Annotated in this window: 13 protein-coding genes; 8 read left to right on the forward strand and 5 right to left on the reverse strand. The window is 67.4% G+C overall.

Annotation, left to right across the window (positions count from 1 at the left end; all coding sequences use genetic code 11):
• The first annotated feature begins 223 nt into the window (after positions 1 to 223).
• From LNV23_RS17205 to LNV23_RS17225, 5 genes are all read left to right on the forward strand, one after another.
• Entirely contained in the window at positions 224 to 721 is a 498-nt protein-coding gene (locus LNV23_RS17205) for a DinB family protein (RefSeq protein WP_263564110.1), read from the forward strand.
• A 120-nt stretch (positions 722 to 841) separates the two neighbouring features.
• Positions 842 to 1,396, forward strand: a complete 555-nt coding sequence (locus tag LNV23_RS17210; RefSeq protein ID WP_263564111.1) for an Lcl C-terminal domain-containing protein — start codon at positions 842 to 844, stop codon at positions 1,394 to 1,396.
• 75 nt (positions 1,397 to 1,471) lie between these two features.
• A complete protein-coding gene (locus tag LNV23_RS17215; protein ID WP_263564112.1) occupies positions 1,472 to 1,891 on the forward strand; it encodes a DUF3052 domain-containing protein in 420 nt (139 codons plus the stop codon).
• A gap of 80 nt (positions 1,892 to 1,971) precedes the next feature.
• Positions 1,972 to 2,538, forward strand: coding sequence for a hypothetical protein (locus LNV23_RS17220; RefSeq protein WP_263564113.1), 567 nt, complete (start codon positions 1,972 to 1,974; stop codon positions 2,536 to 2,538).
• Between the two features lie 173 nt (positions 2,539 to 2,711).
• Complete coding sequence (locus LNV23_RS17225; protein ID WP_263564114.1) at positions 2,712 to 3,125, forward strand: GFA family protein; 414 nt, start codon at positions 2,712 to 2,714, stop codon at positions 3,123 to 3,125.
• Between the two features lie 43 nt (positions 3,126 to 3,168).
• Here the strand turns inward: LNV23_RS17225 and LNV23_RS17230 are convergent, their stop codons facing one another.
• Positions 3,169 to 3,489 (reverse strand): DUF6172 family protein, encoded by a 321-nt coding sequence (locus tag LNV23_RS17230; protein ID WP_263564115.1) that lies wholly within the window; start codon positions 3,487 to 3,489, stop codon positions 3,169 to 3,171.
• Positions 3,490 to 3,837: 348 nt separating this feature from the next.
• Between LNV23_RS17230 and LNV23_RS17235 the strand changes: the two genes are divergently transcribed.
• On the forward strand, positions 3,838 to 6,045 hold the full coding sequence (locus tag LNV23_RS17235; RefSeq protein ID WP_263564116.1) for a GGDEF domain-containing protein: 2,208 nt from the start codon (positions 3,838 to 3,840) through the stop codon (positions 6,043 to 6,045).
• Entirely contained in the window at positions 6,042 to 8,141 is a 2,100-nt protein-coding gene (locus LNV23_RS17240; protein WP_263564117.1) for a GGDEF domain-containing protein, read from the forward strand. The genes LNV23_RS17235 and LNV23_RS17240 overlap by 4 nt, the downstream gene beginning before the upstream one ends.
• 6 nt (positions 8,142 to 8,147) lie before the next feature.
• Here LNV23_RS17240 and LNV23_RS17245 read toward each other — a convergent pair whose 3' ends face one another.
• The 4 genes from LNV23_RS17245 to LNV23_RS17260 form a co-directional block, all read right to left on the reverse strand.
• Entirely contained in the window at positions 8,148 to 9,605 is a 1,458-nt protein-coding gene (locus LNV23_RS17245) for a sulfatase family protein (protein ID WP_263564118.1), read from the reverse strand.
• A gap of 67 nt (positions 9,606 to 9,672) precedes the next feature.
• Positions 9,673 to 10,428: a substrate-binding periplasmic protein gene (locus LNV23_RS17250; protein WP_263564119.1), complete on the reverse strand. Its 756-nt coding sequence runs from the start codon at positions 10,426 to 10,428 to the stop codon at positions 9,673 to 9,675.
• A gap of 36 nt (positions 10,429 to 10,464) precedes the next feature.
• Positions 10,465 to 12,387, reverse strand: a complete 1,923-nt coding sequence (malZ, locus tag LNV23_RS17255; RefSeq protein WP_263564120.1) for a maltodextrin glucosidase — start codon at positions 12,385 to 12,387, stop codon at positions 10,465 to 10,467.
• Positions 12,388 to 12,483: 96 nt separating this feature from the next.
• Entirely contained in the window at positions 12,484 to 14,346 is a 1,863-nt protein-coding gene (locus LNV23_RS17260; protein WP_263564121.1) for a helix-turn-helix transcriptional regulator, read from the reverse strand.
• A 127-nt stretch (positions 14,347 to 14,473) separates the two neighbouring features.
• Between LNV23_RS17260 and LNV23_RS17265 the strand changes: the two genes are divergently transcribed.
• Positions 14,474 to 15,883 carry an MATE family efflux transporter gene (locus LNV23_RS17265; protein WP_263564122.1) on the forward strand — a complete coding sequence of 470 codons (1,410 nt, stop codon included), beginning with the start codon at positions 14,474 to 14,476 and terminating at the stop codon, positions 15,881 to 15,883.
• Positions 15,884 to 15,936: the final 53 nt, after the last annotated feature.

Genomic DNA, 15,936 nt, shown 5'->3' on the forward strand with positions numbered 1-15,936 from the left:
TGACGCCGTTTGCCCGAAGGTGGGAAGTCCCTTCGTATTCGCTCGAGCCGACTCGGAGCTTGAATCGGTCGCGCAGGGCAAGCTGCCGTGATTTCCTCGGCGCCGGGTACTTCAGTTCCGCTTCAGCCTACCGGCGCCTTGATCTTGCCGGTCTTGGGCAAGGCGCTCGCTCTCGTTTCTTGGCTCGCGGCCAAGCTCTTTCGGCATTGAATAGAGAATAGAAATGTCACTGCTACTCAAGGCACTCGAATACAAAAACTGGGCCGATCGACGAACGCTGGATGCGGTGGGAGCACTTGATCCGGCCCAGGGCGCCACATGCCTCGCCTTTGCTCGACAACAACTGAATCACATGGTGAGAGTCGAAGAGAATTTCAGGGCGCGGCTCCAGTCGAAACCCGGTCTGCACTCATCGACAAACACCGACGTCCTACCCGAACTCCCAGATCTTGATCAACGACTGACAGCTTCCAATGCATGGTTGGCAAGCTATGCCGCAGAGCTGCGAACGGGCCACATGCACCAGACGCTGAGCTTCACATTCGTCGACGGCTTGCGGGGATCAATGACGCCAGAGGAAATACTGTTTCATATCGTCAATCATGGAACATATCACCGTGGCGCCATCGGTCATGCACTCGACCTCGCTCACGCAAAGCGGCCTGCCGATACCTACACCGTTTTCATTCACGCGCTCGAGCCACAACGCCGTGATGCCTAGGTCCGCGTTCGATTCGACCCGCGAGGACGGGTGATTTCGGTCCTTGTTTCACTTCGGGCTATCCGCGCCCATCCGCCGTTGGCGTTTCAGCTTCAGCGCCAGTCATCACAGGAGACCTCCGTGCCTCGCACATTCCTTCTTGCGGCCGCTTGCGCCGCTTTTGCCTGCATGCCAGCCGGTGCCTCCCAGCAATGCGAGGGCCCGCTCAAGCGCGATGCCCGCGATTTCTCGGCCGTCGGGGACGGTTCACAGATCTATGACAAACGCAGCCATCTGATCTGGATGCGCTGCGTCGAGGATCAAACTTGGAATGGTTCGATGTGCGTCGCCAATGACCCAGAGGCAGTCAACCCCGGCCCAAGGCTGACATTTCAACAAGCGAAGGCGCTCGCTGTGAGCAAGTCCACCAGCGAGGAGCACTGGCGAGTTCCCAGTCGGAAAGAGCTGCTCACGCTGCGTGAGCCGAATTGCTACAACCCCTCGTTGAACCTGACGCTGTTTCCAACGAAGCCGGCCTGGAGCTCCGATGGTGCGTTTTGGACGTCGACCCCGGAAGGCAAGGGCGTATCGCTGGTGTCGGCGATTGGGTCCAGTGATGCTTGGGCCACCACGGACGAGGGGAGCACGAACCATGTTCGTCTCGTTCGTACGCCATCAAGTTCGAGCAAGAAGTAGTGGCGGGTCGATAGGACCAGCCCGTCCACCCGGCCAATGGGAAAATCACGCGGTCTGCATCAAAACTGAATTCGCATGGCAAGCGCACACCCTGCTGGGTATTCCGGAACGCCGCTTTTCAAGAAGCTTGGCATCCACGAGGCCTGTCGAGTTCTGCTCCTCAACGCGCCGGAGGCCTACGAGGGCCTCTTGGCTCCACTTCCGCCGGCCGTGCAGTTTGTGAGCCGGCCCGATTCAGAGGTGGATGTTGCGCAGGTCTTTGTCACGCAGCGAGACGTGCTCGAAAAGACCCTGAGTGTTATGCGCAAAAGCCTGAAACCCAGCGCAGCGCTTTGGGTGTCCTGGCCGAAGAAGTCGTCCAAGCTGGCGAGCACCGTCACGGAAGACACAATTCGCGAGCTCGCCTTGCCACTTGGCTACGTCGACGTCAAGGTCTGCGCCGTCACGGAGGTCTGGTCAGGGCTCAAGTTGGTGCTTCGCAAGGAGCTTCGCTGAGAATGCGGGCTGAAGCCTCCATGTGGGTGCTGCGTTCGTGCGCCCGCAGCTTTCTTGGACCTTGAGTTCCTGAAACCGGCTTGCCACTCATGCCCCGAGAGTCCCAACTTCTCTACGTCCTCATCCTGGCCTGCGAGCTCGGCTTCTGGCTCATCTTGTTGGCGGCGCTTGTGCTCCGTTATCTGCTTCGCAAGGAGGCGTTGAGCCGTGTATTGCTCTTGGGCTTGCCGCTGACCGACCTCTTGCTCCTGGCTTTCACCGCCCTGGATCTGCGTGCGGGCGCGAGCGCCACGTTTGCCCATGGATTGGCCGCCGCCTACATCGGCTTCACGGTGGCTTTTGGTGGGCGGGCGGTGAAGTGGGCGGACGCGCATTTTGCCCGTCACTTCGCTGCAGGCCCGCCGCCAGTGAAGCCGCCATCGCGCGGCTGGGCGGCCGTTCGCTACGAATTCAATCTATGGGGCCGCTGCGTCCTGGCCTGCCTGATCACCATGGCGCTGATCGAGGCCCTCTTGCAGGTCCTTGGCACAAGCGATGCGACTCAGGCTTTGCTTGACTGGCACAAGCACGCGTTCGGCTGCATCGTTTTTTGGTTCTTCTTCGGTCCGGTTTGGACGCTGGCGACTGCATGGCGCCGCCCGGGCTGATGGATGCCAAGCCGATCGTTCCTGCAGGGCCTTCACAATGATGGGCGCTGTGTTTGGGGGTAGGCCCTCTGCCCAGCTTTTGAATGGCCAGGGCCTTTCAGACGGGGGCCGAAGAGCCGCATGCCAAGACCTCGCAAAACGTATCGAGACATCTCACCACAGGACTTGAAAGCATGACGACGACCTACCTCGGAACTTGCCTCTGCGCGGCCGTGGCGCTGGAGGTGGAGGGCGGCATTGAGGCCATCATTCACTGCCATTGTTCCAAGTGCCGAAAGGCCAGCGGAACAGCTTTCGCCACCAATGGATTCGTCCAGTCCAAGGGTCTGCGTATCACGCGCGGTGAGCAGAGCATTCGCACGTATGAATCAGCACCGGGGCGCCGGCGGCATTTTTGCGGCATCTGCGCGGCGCCGCTGTTCAGTTCGAACGCCAGCGACCCCAGCCGCTTGCGGCTCCGTCTCGGTATCCTGGATTCCGAGATCAGCGAGCGGCCCATCTCGCACAACTTTGTCAGCTCCCGCGCCTCATGGGAGGACTTGGATGCGACGCTGCCGCGCTACGAGGGCCATGAGCCGGGGCGTTGATGCGCCAGGCCAAAGTCCGGGCTTCTGAGCGCCGGCGCTTCGTTCAGTCCTTGATTTCGGCTTCGTCGGCGGCGGTGGCGGGGCGCGGGCGGCGCACGCCGGGCTTTGCGAGCAACTCCACATAGAAGCTGTCGGCCTTTTCGGCCGCATAGGCATTGATGCGCTCGGTCAGGGCGGCCATGGGGATGACCTCGGCGGTGGCCGGGCTACTTCCGAAGCGGCAGTCGAAGTCCCAGAAGTCCACGCCGGCCGGACGCGGCTTGTTCTGCTCGCGCTTGATGTATTTGCGGATTTCGTGCTTGGTGGCTTCGAGCAGGCGGTCGGGGTGCTTGCCTTCGACGTGGAGGGGGTAGGTCTTCTTCAAGAGGGCTTTCTGGGCAGTGGCGTCTGCGGGCGTCGCGCGGGTCTTCCCACAAGGGACAAACAGCTGCGCGGCCGAAGGACGTAGGCGGCAATTATCGCCCCGATGGCGCCGGCGAGGTGTCCGGTGGCCCCGCGCCGCCGGCCTGAGGCGCTGGGACGGCCCCAGGTTTGGCCCGCGCTTGCCCCCTGAATCGCCCTTTTGGTCCCCGCTTTTGGGTTGATACTGGGGCGTATATGGTTTGCCACGCTGTTTGCATTGCCCGGGCTTTTTTCGCCAGCGATTTCGCGGCGTGGGCCGGGCTTGCGGCCAGCGAGCGGCAGCACGGGCACAGGCAATCCAGGCGCTTCGATGGAACGACGCACGGCCATGGGTGGTGACAGTTCAGCTTGCGGGACCGGCCGGCTCGGCCAGGCTGGCTCGGCCCATGGCGGGCCCGCCGCGAGCCGCCGGCCGGCTGTTCGGTCCTTGGCCTGCTTGTTGCTCCTGAGCTGCGCTGCCTTCGGGCTTCAGGTTCAGGCCCAGGCCACAGCGCCTTCTTCACCGCTCACGCCACTCGCTCCGACGGCAGCCGCGGCTTCGGCCGCGGTGGTGCCCGATCTGTGGGCCCAGTTGGAGCGCATCGAGCGTGGTGGCGCCGCCCGGGCGGCCGCCAATTTGTTGGTGCTCGACACCTTGCTGGCGGCCAGCACGCCCGGCAGTCTGGAGCGCCTTGAAATGCTGGCCTTGCGCGGCGCGGCCCTGGTCGAGCGCAATGAAGGCCCGGCCTTGCAGCGGCTGCTGGAAAGCCTGCAGAACTGGCCCGACCCCCGCTTCCGCAACGCCGCACAGCTGGCCGAGGCGGTGGTCCGGGCCCAACAGCTGACGCGCGAGGGCAAGTCCGATCAAGCCTTCAAGGCCATGGCCGTGCTGCCTTCCCAGCTCAGCGCCGATGTGCCCTTGAGCCTGATGTTTCGCGCCCTGGTGCAGCTCTGCGTCGCCGAGGCCGAGGCCGGGCGGGTGGAGCTGGCCCTGGGCCATGCCAATGAGGCCTTGCTGCTGGCTGAGCGCTCGCAGGCCTCCTGGCGCCGGGCCGCTGCCTTGTCGGTGCAGGCCTATGCCTTGCTGCGTGCCCAGCAACATGAGCGCGCCGCCAGTGCCATCGAGGAGGCGTTGAAGGAGGCCGCACGTGACCCCGACCCCATGCTGCTGTACCGGGTACACAACACGCGCGGCGTGATCCTGGGCATCCTCAAGCGCTTCGACCGCGCTCAGGCCTCCATGCAGCTGGCCTTGAACGCGGCCCGCGACAGTGGTTCGCCGACCCTGCAATCGCTGGCCCTGGCCAACTCGGCGGATTTCTATCTGCGCCAAGGCAACTTTGCCAAGGCGCGCCAGCTGTCCGAGGAGGGGCTGGCCCTGGCGCGCCGCCATGGCGACAGCTCCAATGAAGCCCTGGCGCTGCACAACCTGGGCATTGCCCTGATCCAGCTGCGCCAGACCGAGCTGGGCAAGTCCCATGTGATGCAGTCCATCGCCATGAGCCAGGCCGAGGGTTTGAACGGACAGGTGGCGGACAGCTTCAATGAGCTTGGTGAAGCGCTGGAGCGCATGGGCGACCTGGCCGGGGCGGCGCGCGCGTTTCAGCAGTACCGGCGCATGATCGACCAGCAGCTGCGCGAGGAAACGCGCAGCGCGGTGCTCGAGCTGCAGGCCCAGTATGACGACGACCGGCGCGGCAAGGAGATGGCCTTGCTGGCCCGCGACCGCAGCCTGAAGCTGGAGCAGTTGCGCGCCCGCGACTTGCAATTGCAGCTCTGGGCGGCGGTGGGCGCCTGCGTTGTGCTGTCGGCGCTGCTGCTGGGCCTGGCCTACCAGCGCATACGCAAGACCAATCAGGCGCTGGCGCACAGCAATGCGGCGCTCAAGGTTCAGGGCGAGCGCGACCCGCTCACCGGTTTGGCCAACCGGCGGCATTTCCAGACGGCCATCGTGCGCTTGGCCGAGCAAGGGCGTTTGCATGCCTCGGTCTTCCTGATCGACATCGACCACTTCAAGCGCATCAATGACTGCCACGGCCATGCGGTCGGGGATGCGGTGCTGGTGGAGGTGGCGCAGCGCCTGCGCAGCTGCTTGCGCGACGAGGACTTGCTGGTTCGCTGGGGCGGTGAGGAGTTCCTGATCGTCATCGACATCCGTCACCCGGCTCAGATCGAGAGCCTGGCCCAGCGTCTGCTCGATCAGATCGCGTCGACGCCGGTGCGGCACGGGCCGGCCGGCTCACAGGGTTTGAACGTCAGTGCCTCCATGGGCTTTTGCAGCTTTCCGGTCGCGCCCCATGGCTGGAATGTCGATTGGGAGCGCGCCATCGCCCTGGTCGACACCTTGATGTACATGGCCAAGGCCCATGGCCGCAATCGCGCCTTCGGGCTCAAGGCCATGGCCCCGCATCAGCCCGAGCTGGACGCGGCTGCCTTCCTGGCTTTGAGCGAGCGCATGGAAGAGGCCTGGCGCGCCGGTGAGCTGGAGCTGGTGCAGCTGCAGGGGCCGGTGTGGGCGGCTGGCGAGGGGCGAACATGAGCGGTGCGCGCATCCGGGCAGGCTGGCGCCGCTGCGCCGGGCTTTTGACTTTGGCGACTGGGCTGGTCCAGGCTCAGTCTCAGCCCGCCACGGCAGTAAGCGCCGCCCCGGCCGTCCCGGCGCTGCCTGCTGTCGCCTGGCCGGTCGATCGCAAGCTGAGCGATCAGCTGGAGCTGCTGCTGCGCCAGGGCTTTGATCGCCCGGAGCAGGCCTTGCGCCGCCTGCGCGAGTTGCAGCAGCAAGCGGACCAGCCCGCGCAAGTGCTGCAGCTGCTGCTGGCCGAGGGCCGGCTGCTGGTGCTCAGTGGAGACTTCGTGCAGGCCGAGCAGGTGGCCGAACGCCTGGCGCGCCAGCCCGAGGCGCGCGATGCGGTGCTGCTCTTGCGTGCCGAGCGGGCCGACCGCATGGGCGCCGGCGAGCAGGCCCAAAAGCTGGCGCAGCAGGCCTATGCCGGCCTGAGCCGAGTCTGCCCCAGCGCCGCCAGCTTGCAGGCCCAGACCCCCAGCACGCTGCCCGCGGCCTGCGATTTCCGGCTCGTCTGGGTGGCGCTGCGCCTGATCGAGCGCAGCCAGATTCGCGCCGGCACCTTGCCCCTGGCCGAGGCCTCGGCGCAGACGTCCCTGGCCCTGGTCCAGGCCGGCGGGGACCGCCATCTGACTGCCAGCAGCCTGGGCTCCCTGGCCATGATCGCCCAGCTTCAGGAGCAGCCCGAGGCGGCCAGCCGCTGGTTGAACCAGGCTCGCCAACAGGCTCAGGGTGACACCTTGGCGCTCTTCAAGATCAAGAGCTACGAAGCCTATGTCGCCGGCTTGCGCCAGGACGGCCCGGCCAAGCTGCGCGCCATGGAGGAATGCGTGGAACTGGCCCGTCAGGCCGATGCACCGCGCTGGTTGGCACAGTCGCAGAGCAATCTGGCCGACGCGTACTTGCAGCTCAAGCAACCCGGGCGGGCGCTGGACGTCGCACGCCAGGCCTTGCCGCTCTTCGAGCAGCGCGGCGACATCCGCATCCAGCGCACGATTCGCCACAATATGGCGGTGGCCTATGTGCAGCTGGCCGATTTCGAACAGGCGCGGCGTGAGATTGCCCGCATCGAGTTGATGAGCCAGGGTGAGGTCGACCAGGGTTTGCGCACCCAGGAGCTGCGCGAACTCGGCGAGGCCTGGACGGCAGCGGGCCAGTTCAAGGAGGGCTTGGCGGCCTACCATCTGGAGCGCCGGCTCAGCGCCGAGCTGGTCGAGCGCAACCGGGCCAGCGCCTTGCAGCAGTTGCAGCTCAAGTACGACAGCGAGCGCAAACAGCGCGATTTGGAGCTGCTGCAGCGCGACCAGGCCTTGGTCGACCACCAGCTCGGCAACCGCCAGCGGGTGCAGCAGGTTGGCGTGGCCGTGGCCTTGCTGCTGGGGCTTTCTCTGCTGCTGGTGGCCTTGATGGTGCAGCGCGTGCGCGCCGCCCACAAGCGTCTGCGCGCCAACGAGCAGATGCTCAAGGCCCAGAGCGAGCGCGACCCCCTGACCGAGCTGGCCAACCGGCGCCATTTCCTTGCCGTCATGCAGCAGCAGCCGCGGGCCGAGTTCAATGGCGCGCTCTTGATGGTGGACATCGACCATTTCAAACATGTCAACGACCAGCATGGCCATGGCATCGGCGATGTGGTGATCTGCGAGGTGGCCCGCCGCCTGAGCCTTGCGGTGCGCGCCGAGGACTTGGTGGTGCGCTGGGGCGGCGAGGAGTTCCTGGTGTTCGCGCCCGACATCGCACCTGAGCGGCTGCTGCAGCTGGCCGAGCGCATCCTGTTCGGCATCGGCGGCGAGCCGGTGCCCAGCAGCGATGGCCCGCTGCGCGTCACCGTGTCCATCGGCTGCGCCCATTTCCCGCTGCAGCCCAGCGGCCTGCCCCAACATTGGGAGCAGGCGGTCAACTGGGCCGATATGGCGCTCTACACGGCCAAGGCGCGCGGGCGCAACCGGGCCGCCGGCATCGTCGTCGTCAAGGCGGGAGACCGCCAGGCCCTGCAGCAGATCGAGGCCGATTTCGACGCGGCTTGTTCCAGCGAGCGCGTCCAGTTGCAGCAGGTGCTGGGCCCGACTGCTTGACGGACTTCAGTCCTTGCGGGCCGGCGCCTCGGGCGCATCGACGCCGTAGCGGTCGGCCTGGCGCTCGCCGCGCACCCAGTGGGTGTAGACCTCCGGCGTGATGGGCAGCATCTCGGCATTCCATTGCTCCCACTGTGCGCGCATCGCCGCCAGGCGTTCGGGCTGGGCTGCGGCCAGATTGGCGCGTTCACGCGGGTCGCGGCTCAGGTCGAACAGGAACTCATGCTGGCGGATGCGCAGGTACTTCATCGAGCCCTCACGCAGAGCCCGTTGGCCCTGAGCTTTGTAGCGCCAGAACAGGCGGCGTGATTGCAGCGGCTGGCGGCCTTTTAGCACCGGCAGCAGATCGATGCCATCGCTGGCCAGGGCGGATGAGGGGGCGCCGGCGGCGGCCAGAAAAGTGGGCAGGAAGTCCATGCTGATGGCCAGCTGCTCGCTGACGCCGGCCTGCAGCTGTGCCGGCCAGCGCAGGATCAGGGGCACGCGGATGCCGCCTTCCAGCAGCTCGGTTTTTTGGCCGCTGAAGGGCCAGGTGCGCGAGAAGCGCTCGCCGCCGTTGTCGCTGGTGAAGACCACCAGGGTGTTGTCCTCCAGCCCTTGCTCGCGCAAGGCTTGCAGCACACGTCCGATGCCGCGGTCCATGGCCTGGACCATGCGGCCATAGGTCTCCAGGCTGCCGCCGTCGTGGTGCAGCAGGCTCTTGAGCCGAGACGCCAGGGCTGCGTCCTCCGGGCCTTCCCAGGGCCAATGCGGCGCGGTGTAGTGCAGGCTCAGAAACAGGGGGCGGGGGTCGCTCTTGCAGGCCTCAATGACTTCGACCGCCCGGCTGCTCAGCAGGTCGGTGTAGTAGCCCTGGGTGTCGAGCAGGCGCTCGCCGTCCCAGAAATCGACTTGTGCTTTAGGGCCGGTGCTGTCCTTGTGATTGAAGTAGTCGATGCCACCGCCCAGATTGCCGTAGAAGCTCTCGTAGCCACTCTTCAGCGGGCCGAAGGCCGGCGGGTGGCCGAGGTGCCATTTGCCGACCAGGGCCGTGCGGTAGCCGGCGGCGCCCAGCTGGCCCGGCAGGGTGGGGTGCTCGGGCGGCAGGCCGTGGGGCGAGTCGCGGCTGGGGATGGGTTCTTCCAGGCCCACACGCAGCCTGTACTGGTAGCGGCCGGTGATCAGGGCGGTGCGGGTGGCCGAGCAGACCGGTGAATTGGCATAAGCCTGGGTCAGGCGCTGGCCTTGCGCGGCCAGGCGGTCCAGCACTGGGGTGCTGAAATCGGTCTGGCCGTAGCAGCCGAGGTCGCCCCAGCCCAGGTCGTCGGCCATGATGAAGACGATGTTCGGCCGGGCGCCGGCGGGCTGCTTTTCTGCCGCTTGCGCCGCGCCCGTGCCCAGGCTCAAGCCGGCGGCGGCGCCCAGGCTGTGTTCCAACCAGTCGCGTCGGCTCCAGCGGCCGCTGTGGGGGTGTTCATCGCGCATGCCGGTCTCCGCTGCTTTGCAAAGCTGGGCATGCTAGCCGGGCAATGCGGCCTAGCCCCTCGGGGATTCACTGGTAGCTGCGCAGGATGGCGTTCAGTCGGCCGGACTTTTGCAGCTGCTCCATGGCCCGGCGCAGGGCGCGCACCTTGTCTTCGGGCAGGTCGCGGCGCGCGTACAGGCTGTAGTTCTTTTCGTTGACGACAAAGGGCGGCGCGAACTGCTGCGGATCGATGCCAGTTTGCCGCAGGGCGTAGCTGAGCAGGTAGTCCGAGGAGATCACCGCATCCAGGCGGTCGACGGCCAACATGCGCACGCCCTGGAAGGGGTCGGCCATGGGGAATTTCTGAATCGCCTCGTCCTTGTTGATGCTGTCGTCATAGACGGCGCCGCGGGCCACGCCGAGCAGGCGGCCGCGCAGTTGGCTGACCTGGCTGATGCCGGCGGCTTTGCGCGTCAGCACCACGAACTTGAAACTGTGAAAGGGCGTCACCCGCTGGGCCAATGTGTCCAGCTCCGGCCCATCGATGCCGACCACCAGATCGGCACTGCCGTCCTTCAGGCCCAGGGCCAGACGCACATAGACGGCGGAGCTCAGGCTGACGCTGAGCTCCGCCTGCTGGGCCAAGGCATTCATGATCTCGATGTGCATGCCCGGGCGCTGAGCCTCGCTGCGCAAGGTGTAGGGCGCCACATCGTTGATCAGCACGCGCAAGGGTGCGGCGGGTGAGCCGGGCGTAGAAGTTTGCGCCGCAGCACCGGCGCCGGCCCAGAGCAAGCAAAGCGCCAGCAGTGAGGCCGGCCATGAGGGTCGCAAAACAAGCATGCGGGAGTTTAGTGCCGCTCCGTTTGCGCCTGGCGCCTACTCGCTCAGCAGCAGCACGCTGGCCCTGGCCGGCAGCTGTAGGCGCACGCGGTGCCCGCCATCGAGCAGCTCAAACGCCACCGGGGCCGCATGCCCGGGCTGCAAACCGCGCCATTGCTGCACCTGCAGGGGCAGCTGCCAAACGGGCAAGTCCAGGCTCAGGGCCTGGTCGCCGCGGTTCACGGCCACGACCGTGGCTTCCCAATCGGTGTAGCGTGCAAACACCAGGGCCTGCTCGCTCACGGCCAGGGTCTGCACCGCGCCGTGGCGCCATTCGCCGCGGCTCTGGCGCAACTGGATCAGTTCGCGGTAGTGCTGGAACAGGGGCTGGTTCCACTGCGCGCGGTCCCAAGGGAAGGGGCGGCGGCAGTCGGGGTCCTGGCCGCCGGGCAGGCCGATTTCGTCACCGTAATAGACGCAGGGCGCGCCCGGGCTGGTGAAGAGCAGGGTGGCGGCCAGGGCCATGCGGGCCGTGTCTTCGCCGAGCAGGGTGAAAAAGCGCGAGGTGTCGTGGCTGTCCAGCAGATTGAGCTGGGCCAGCTGGTTGGCGTAGGGAATGGTGGCGCGGCCGCGGGCCAGCCAGCGCTCGAAAGCCACAGTGCTCAAGCGGATCGGCTGGTAGGCCACGTCCAGCCCGGCCAACCAGGCGCGCACCGGGTGGGCGAAGCCGTAGTAGTTCATGGCCCCGTCTTCCTGATCGCCCTGCAGCCAGCGCGTGGCTTCCGAGAAATGCTCGCCCAGCACATAGGCCTGGCCGTTCTCCTGCTTGATGGCCTGGCGGAACTCGCGCACGAACTGGGCGTTGTTGCGCGCGCCCGGGCCTTCGCCCAGCATGTGGATGACGTCGAGGCGCCAGCCGTCGACGGCATAGGGTGGGCGCAGCCAGTGGCGCAGCACCGCGTTCGGCCCGGCGTAAATGGCTTGGCGCAGCGGCGCCGAGCTGAAATCCAGCACCGGCAGGGAGTCGTAACCCTTCCAGCCCAGCGGCCGGCCCTGGCCATCGAAGGCATAGAAGCTACGGTAGGGCGAGTGGATCGCCTGCGCCGCGCCCAGCTCCGCATGCACGCCGGTCTGGTTGAACCAGGGGTGGTTGACGCCGGTGTGGTTGACCACGGCGTCCAGCACCAGCCTCATGCCGCGCGCGGCCGTGGCCTCGCGCAGCTCGACCAGGGCGCGGTTGCCGCCCAGCTGTGCGTCGACCTGAAAGTAGTCGTCGCAGTCGTATTTGTGGTTGCTGCCCGAGCTGAAGATGGGGTTCAGGTAGAGGGCGCTGATGCCCAGCTCCTGCTGCAGATAGTCGAGCTTTTCGGTGATGCCGGGCAGGTCACCGCCGTAAAAGCTGTTGGCCGCATGGGCCGGGTCCACCGGCTCATGCCAGGCCGGCTCCACCACCGCGCGGCCCGCCTGGCCGGGCAAGACCTGACCCTGGCGGCTGGGCGGCCGCTCGCTGTGCTCGCCGGCATGAAAGCGGTCGGGGAAGATTTGATAGAAGACCTGCTCGCGCACCCAGTCGGGCGGCTGGTGCTGGCGGTTGAGGCGGAAATGCAGGCTCTCTGGCGGTAGGTGCTCATGCAGGCCGTCGGCCGCCAACCAGTGCTGCGTGCCGTCCACCAGCACCTTGAAGGCGTAGAGCGTCAGCGCATTGCCGTGGTCCCAGGGCAGCCAAGCCTGCCAGCGGTGCAGCTGGCCCTGGCGGCCGACGTAGCGCATGGTGATCAGCTGCTCTTCATTGTCGGGTTGGCTGCGCAGATAGACCTGGTCCAGCTGCTCGCGCTCGCTGAGCAGGCTGATCTCGCAGCCTTCGGGCTGGCGCTGCAGCCAGGGGGCGATTTGCGGGTGGATCAGCAGCAGCGGTGATGGCGCGGCGCCGTCGGTCGCAGGGGCCGTGTGAGCAGGGGCGGTGGCGGGCTGTGCGTGCATCGGATCTCCAAGTCTGGCGTGGCCGGCATTCTGCTCAGCGGGCGGCGCTGAAATCATCCGCCCCGGGGGTTGAATCGGGGGTGGAGGCCGCGACCTTCAGCGCGGCGCCGAGCGGGCTCTTTGCAGCGCTTCCTCGCGCGAGCTGATGTGCAGTTTGGCGTAGAGGCGGTTGATATGGGTCTTGACCGTGGCGAGCGAGACGAAGAGCTGGGCGGCGATCTGTTCATTGCTCAGCTCATCGCCGATCAGGCACAGCACCTGCCATTCGCGCGGCGTCAGGCCAAAGGGCGGCGGCATGGCTCGGCGGGAGGCTGGTGTTTGCGGGGCGCGCGCCGCCTCCGCCGCAGGGGTCGCAGTCGCGGCGGGCGCCAGGCCTGCCGCTTCGCCCCGCAAGGCCTGCAGCCAGCGCCTGGCGTTCTGGCGCGCCAGTGGGTGGTGAACGATGGCGGGCTGAGCGAGCAAGGCCGCCAGCGGCCCGACCAGCTTGGGCGCGAGCAGGCGCACGCGCCCCAGGCCGTCCTCCAGCTGGCGCGGGTCAGTCAGCTGCTGCAGGCTGTCGCGCAAGCCCTCGAGTCCGAGCAAGGGGCTGCTGCTCAGCGCGCGCAGCAGCTCCTGCTGCCAGACCAGACGCCGCAGGCCGCGCGCCTGCATGGCCTCGGACCAGGCGCGCAGGCGTGTCTCTGGCCAGGGCCGGGCGGCCAAGAGGGCGGCGCAACCCTGCAGCCAGGCGCGTTCGAAATCGCAGAGCTGGGTGGCGGGGGAGGGCGCCACCGCAGCGGCCTCGTCCGACTCGGCCGCGTCGTCGTTCAGCGCCGCCCAGTGCAGCAGGCGCGCTGTCTGATGCTGCAGCGAGGCGAGGTGGATCTGCACCTGCAGCAGGCGGTTGCGCCAGCGGTAGCAATAGAAGGTCTGGCTCTCGCGCTGGCTCAGGCCTTCGATCTGGCGGGCGGCCGCCTCGGTCTGGCCGGCATTCAGGCCGGCCTGTGCCTCGGCCACCAGCTGGGGGAAGGCGTAGTAGTGCTCGGGCGGCAAGGGCCCGGCCACCAGGCCCAGCGTTTGCCGCAGGCCTTGTGCCTGAGTGCTGAAAAATCGAGCGGACTCGCCGGGTTCCGCACCGGACTCGTTGTGCAGTTCCAGGTGCACGTCGGCCAGGGCCTCCAGGGCTTCGATTTGCAGCAGGGCGCAGTCGTCGCGCCGGGCGCCTTTGAGGGCCGCGGTCAGTGGCACCAGCGCCGCCTGCGGATGGCCGGCGGCCAGCCAGGCGCGGCCCAAGGTGGCGCGGGCCAGCAGGGCGGGCGGTTCGAGATCGTGTGGAAAGGCGTCGATGGCGGTTTGGGCGGCCTCGACCGCGCGCGTCGCCTGGTCAAAGGCCAGGGCAATGCGGGCCTGCAGCGTGGCCTTGAGCCCGACGCTCAGGCCCGGGGCCTCGGACAGCTGGCGTTCGACCGTGTGGGGCTCGCCCAGGGCTTCGATGGTCCAGGCCAGGCGCAGGGCCAAGAGCTCGCCCTGCTGCAAGGCCGGCTGCAGCAGATTGGGCTTCAACAGGCGCCCGGTCAGGGCCTGGGCCGGGCTCAGCAGCAAGCTCCAGCCGGCGCGCTCCAGCACCTGCAACTGCAGGGCCGCCCAGCCGAACTCAAGCGCCAGCTCGGCCGCCTGCACCGCCTGCCGACTGCCCAGCAGCAACTCGACCGCTCGGCCCAGCATGGCGTCGAAGCCCTGCGGGTCGGTCTGGCGCCACTGCGCGACGGCGGCACGCGCATGGTCGCTGCCCTGGGCCTCGGGGCCGAGCCGCTGCAGTTCGCGCGGCGCGCAGGCCAGAGCCGCCGCCACGATCGCCGTGTCCTGCACGCCAAGCAAGGCCTGCACAGCCAGGCGCTGGCGGCTCAAAGTCAGGTCGGCCTGGGGCTCGCTCAGCGAGGGTGCAGCGAATTCGGAGGGCAAGTCGAGGGGATGGCTCACGAAGGGGCGGGGCGCGCGCTGCGGTTGGTGCATGAATTCCACTCCGGGGGTGGATGCTCTGCGGCAAGGCTGTGGCAACAATGGGGTGCTCGCAGTCTACGTTCATTCGCCTCGCTCCCTTCCTTCCGTGCCCCACAACGCCGACACACCCGATCAGCCGCCTCCGGCGCTGCCTGCCACTCGCTCCTTCCGTCCCCAGCCGCGCCTGCTCAGCCTCGCCTGGCCTTTGTTCACTGAGTTGGGTCTTGGCATCGCTCTGGGCTTGGTGGGCATGGCTCTGGCTGCGGCGATCTCGGATGCGGCCGGTGCCGCTTTCGCCCTGGCCAACCATGTGTCGGCCATGCTCTTCATCCTGTTCCGCATCATCGGCGCCGGGGCCAGTGTGGTGCTGACCCAGAGCCTGGGCGCTGGCCGGCGCGATACCGCCGATGCCGTGGCCCGGGCGGTGTTGGGCGCCAGCAGCTGGATCGGCCTGATCACGGCCCTGGCGGCCTGGTTCCTGGCCGCGCCTTTGCTGCGCCTGCTCAATGCCCCGCCCGAAGTTTTGCCACTGGCCCAGCCTTTTTTGCAGACCCTGGCGCCGGCGCTGCTGCTCGATGCCTGGAACGCCTCGATGAGCAGCGTCATGCGTGCCCATTTGCGCAGCCGCGAGGCCTTGGGGGTGGTGGTGCTCATGCATGCGCTGCACCTCTTGATGGCCTGGCCGCTGATGCAAGGCTGGGGGCCTTTGCCGGCGCTGGGGCTGCCGGGCTTCGCCGTGGCTTTGGGACTGAGCCGCGCGGCGGGCTTGTGCCTGCATCTGCTGTTGTGGCGTGCGCGCCTGGACCTGCGGCCGCAGCGCAGCGACTGGTGGCGGCTGCCACGTGCGGAGTTGGCGGCGGTGCTGCATATCGGTCTGCCGGGCGCGGCCGAGAACATCGCTTACCGCCTGGCCTTCATGGTCAGCGTGGCGGTGGCAGCACTCTGGGGTGCCGGCGCCCTGGCCACCCATGCCTATGTCTCGCAGCTGATGTACGGGGTGCTGCTGTTCGGCTTGGCCACTGGTTTTGCCGTGGAAATTGTGGTCGGCCACTTGATCGGCGCGGGCCAGCTGCATGCGGCGAACCGCATCGTGCGGCGGGCGCTGGCGCGCGGCCTGGTGGTCAGCGTGCTGGTGGCCCTCAGCGCGGCGCTGGCCGGGCCCTGGCTGCTGGGTCGCTTCACGTCGGACGCGCAGATCATCCGCGCCGGCACCCAGCTGCTCTGGCTGACCGTGCTGCTGGAGCCTGGGCGGACCTTCAATCTGGTCGTCATCAATGCCCTGCGTGCGGCTGGCGACGCGCGCTACCCGGTGCTGGCCGGTGCCGCCTCCATGGTGCTGGTGCTGGCCGGCGGGGCTTGGTTTTTGGGTGCCTTCTGCGGCCTGGGCCTGCCCGGGATCTGGCTGGCCTATGCGCTGGACGAGTGGATTCGTGGCCTGCTGATGTGGCGGCGGTGGAACACTTTGGCCTGGGTGCCCATGGCGCGGGCCGCGCACCGGCGCTTGCGAGCGGCATGATTTGACGCTGGCGCAAGATCTGCGGCTTGTGCCGGCCGGGCTGCTGCGATACT

Origin of the sequence: Kinneretia sp. DJ1R-11, assembly GCF_025717595.1 — a bacterium.
Lineage (GTDB): Bacteria > Pseudomonadota > Gammaproteobacteria > Burkholderiales > Burkholderiaceae_C > Paucibacter_A.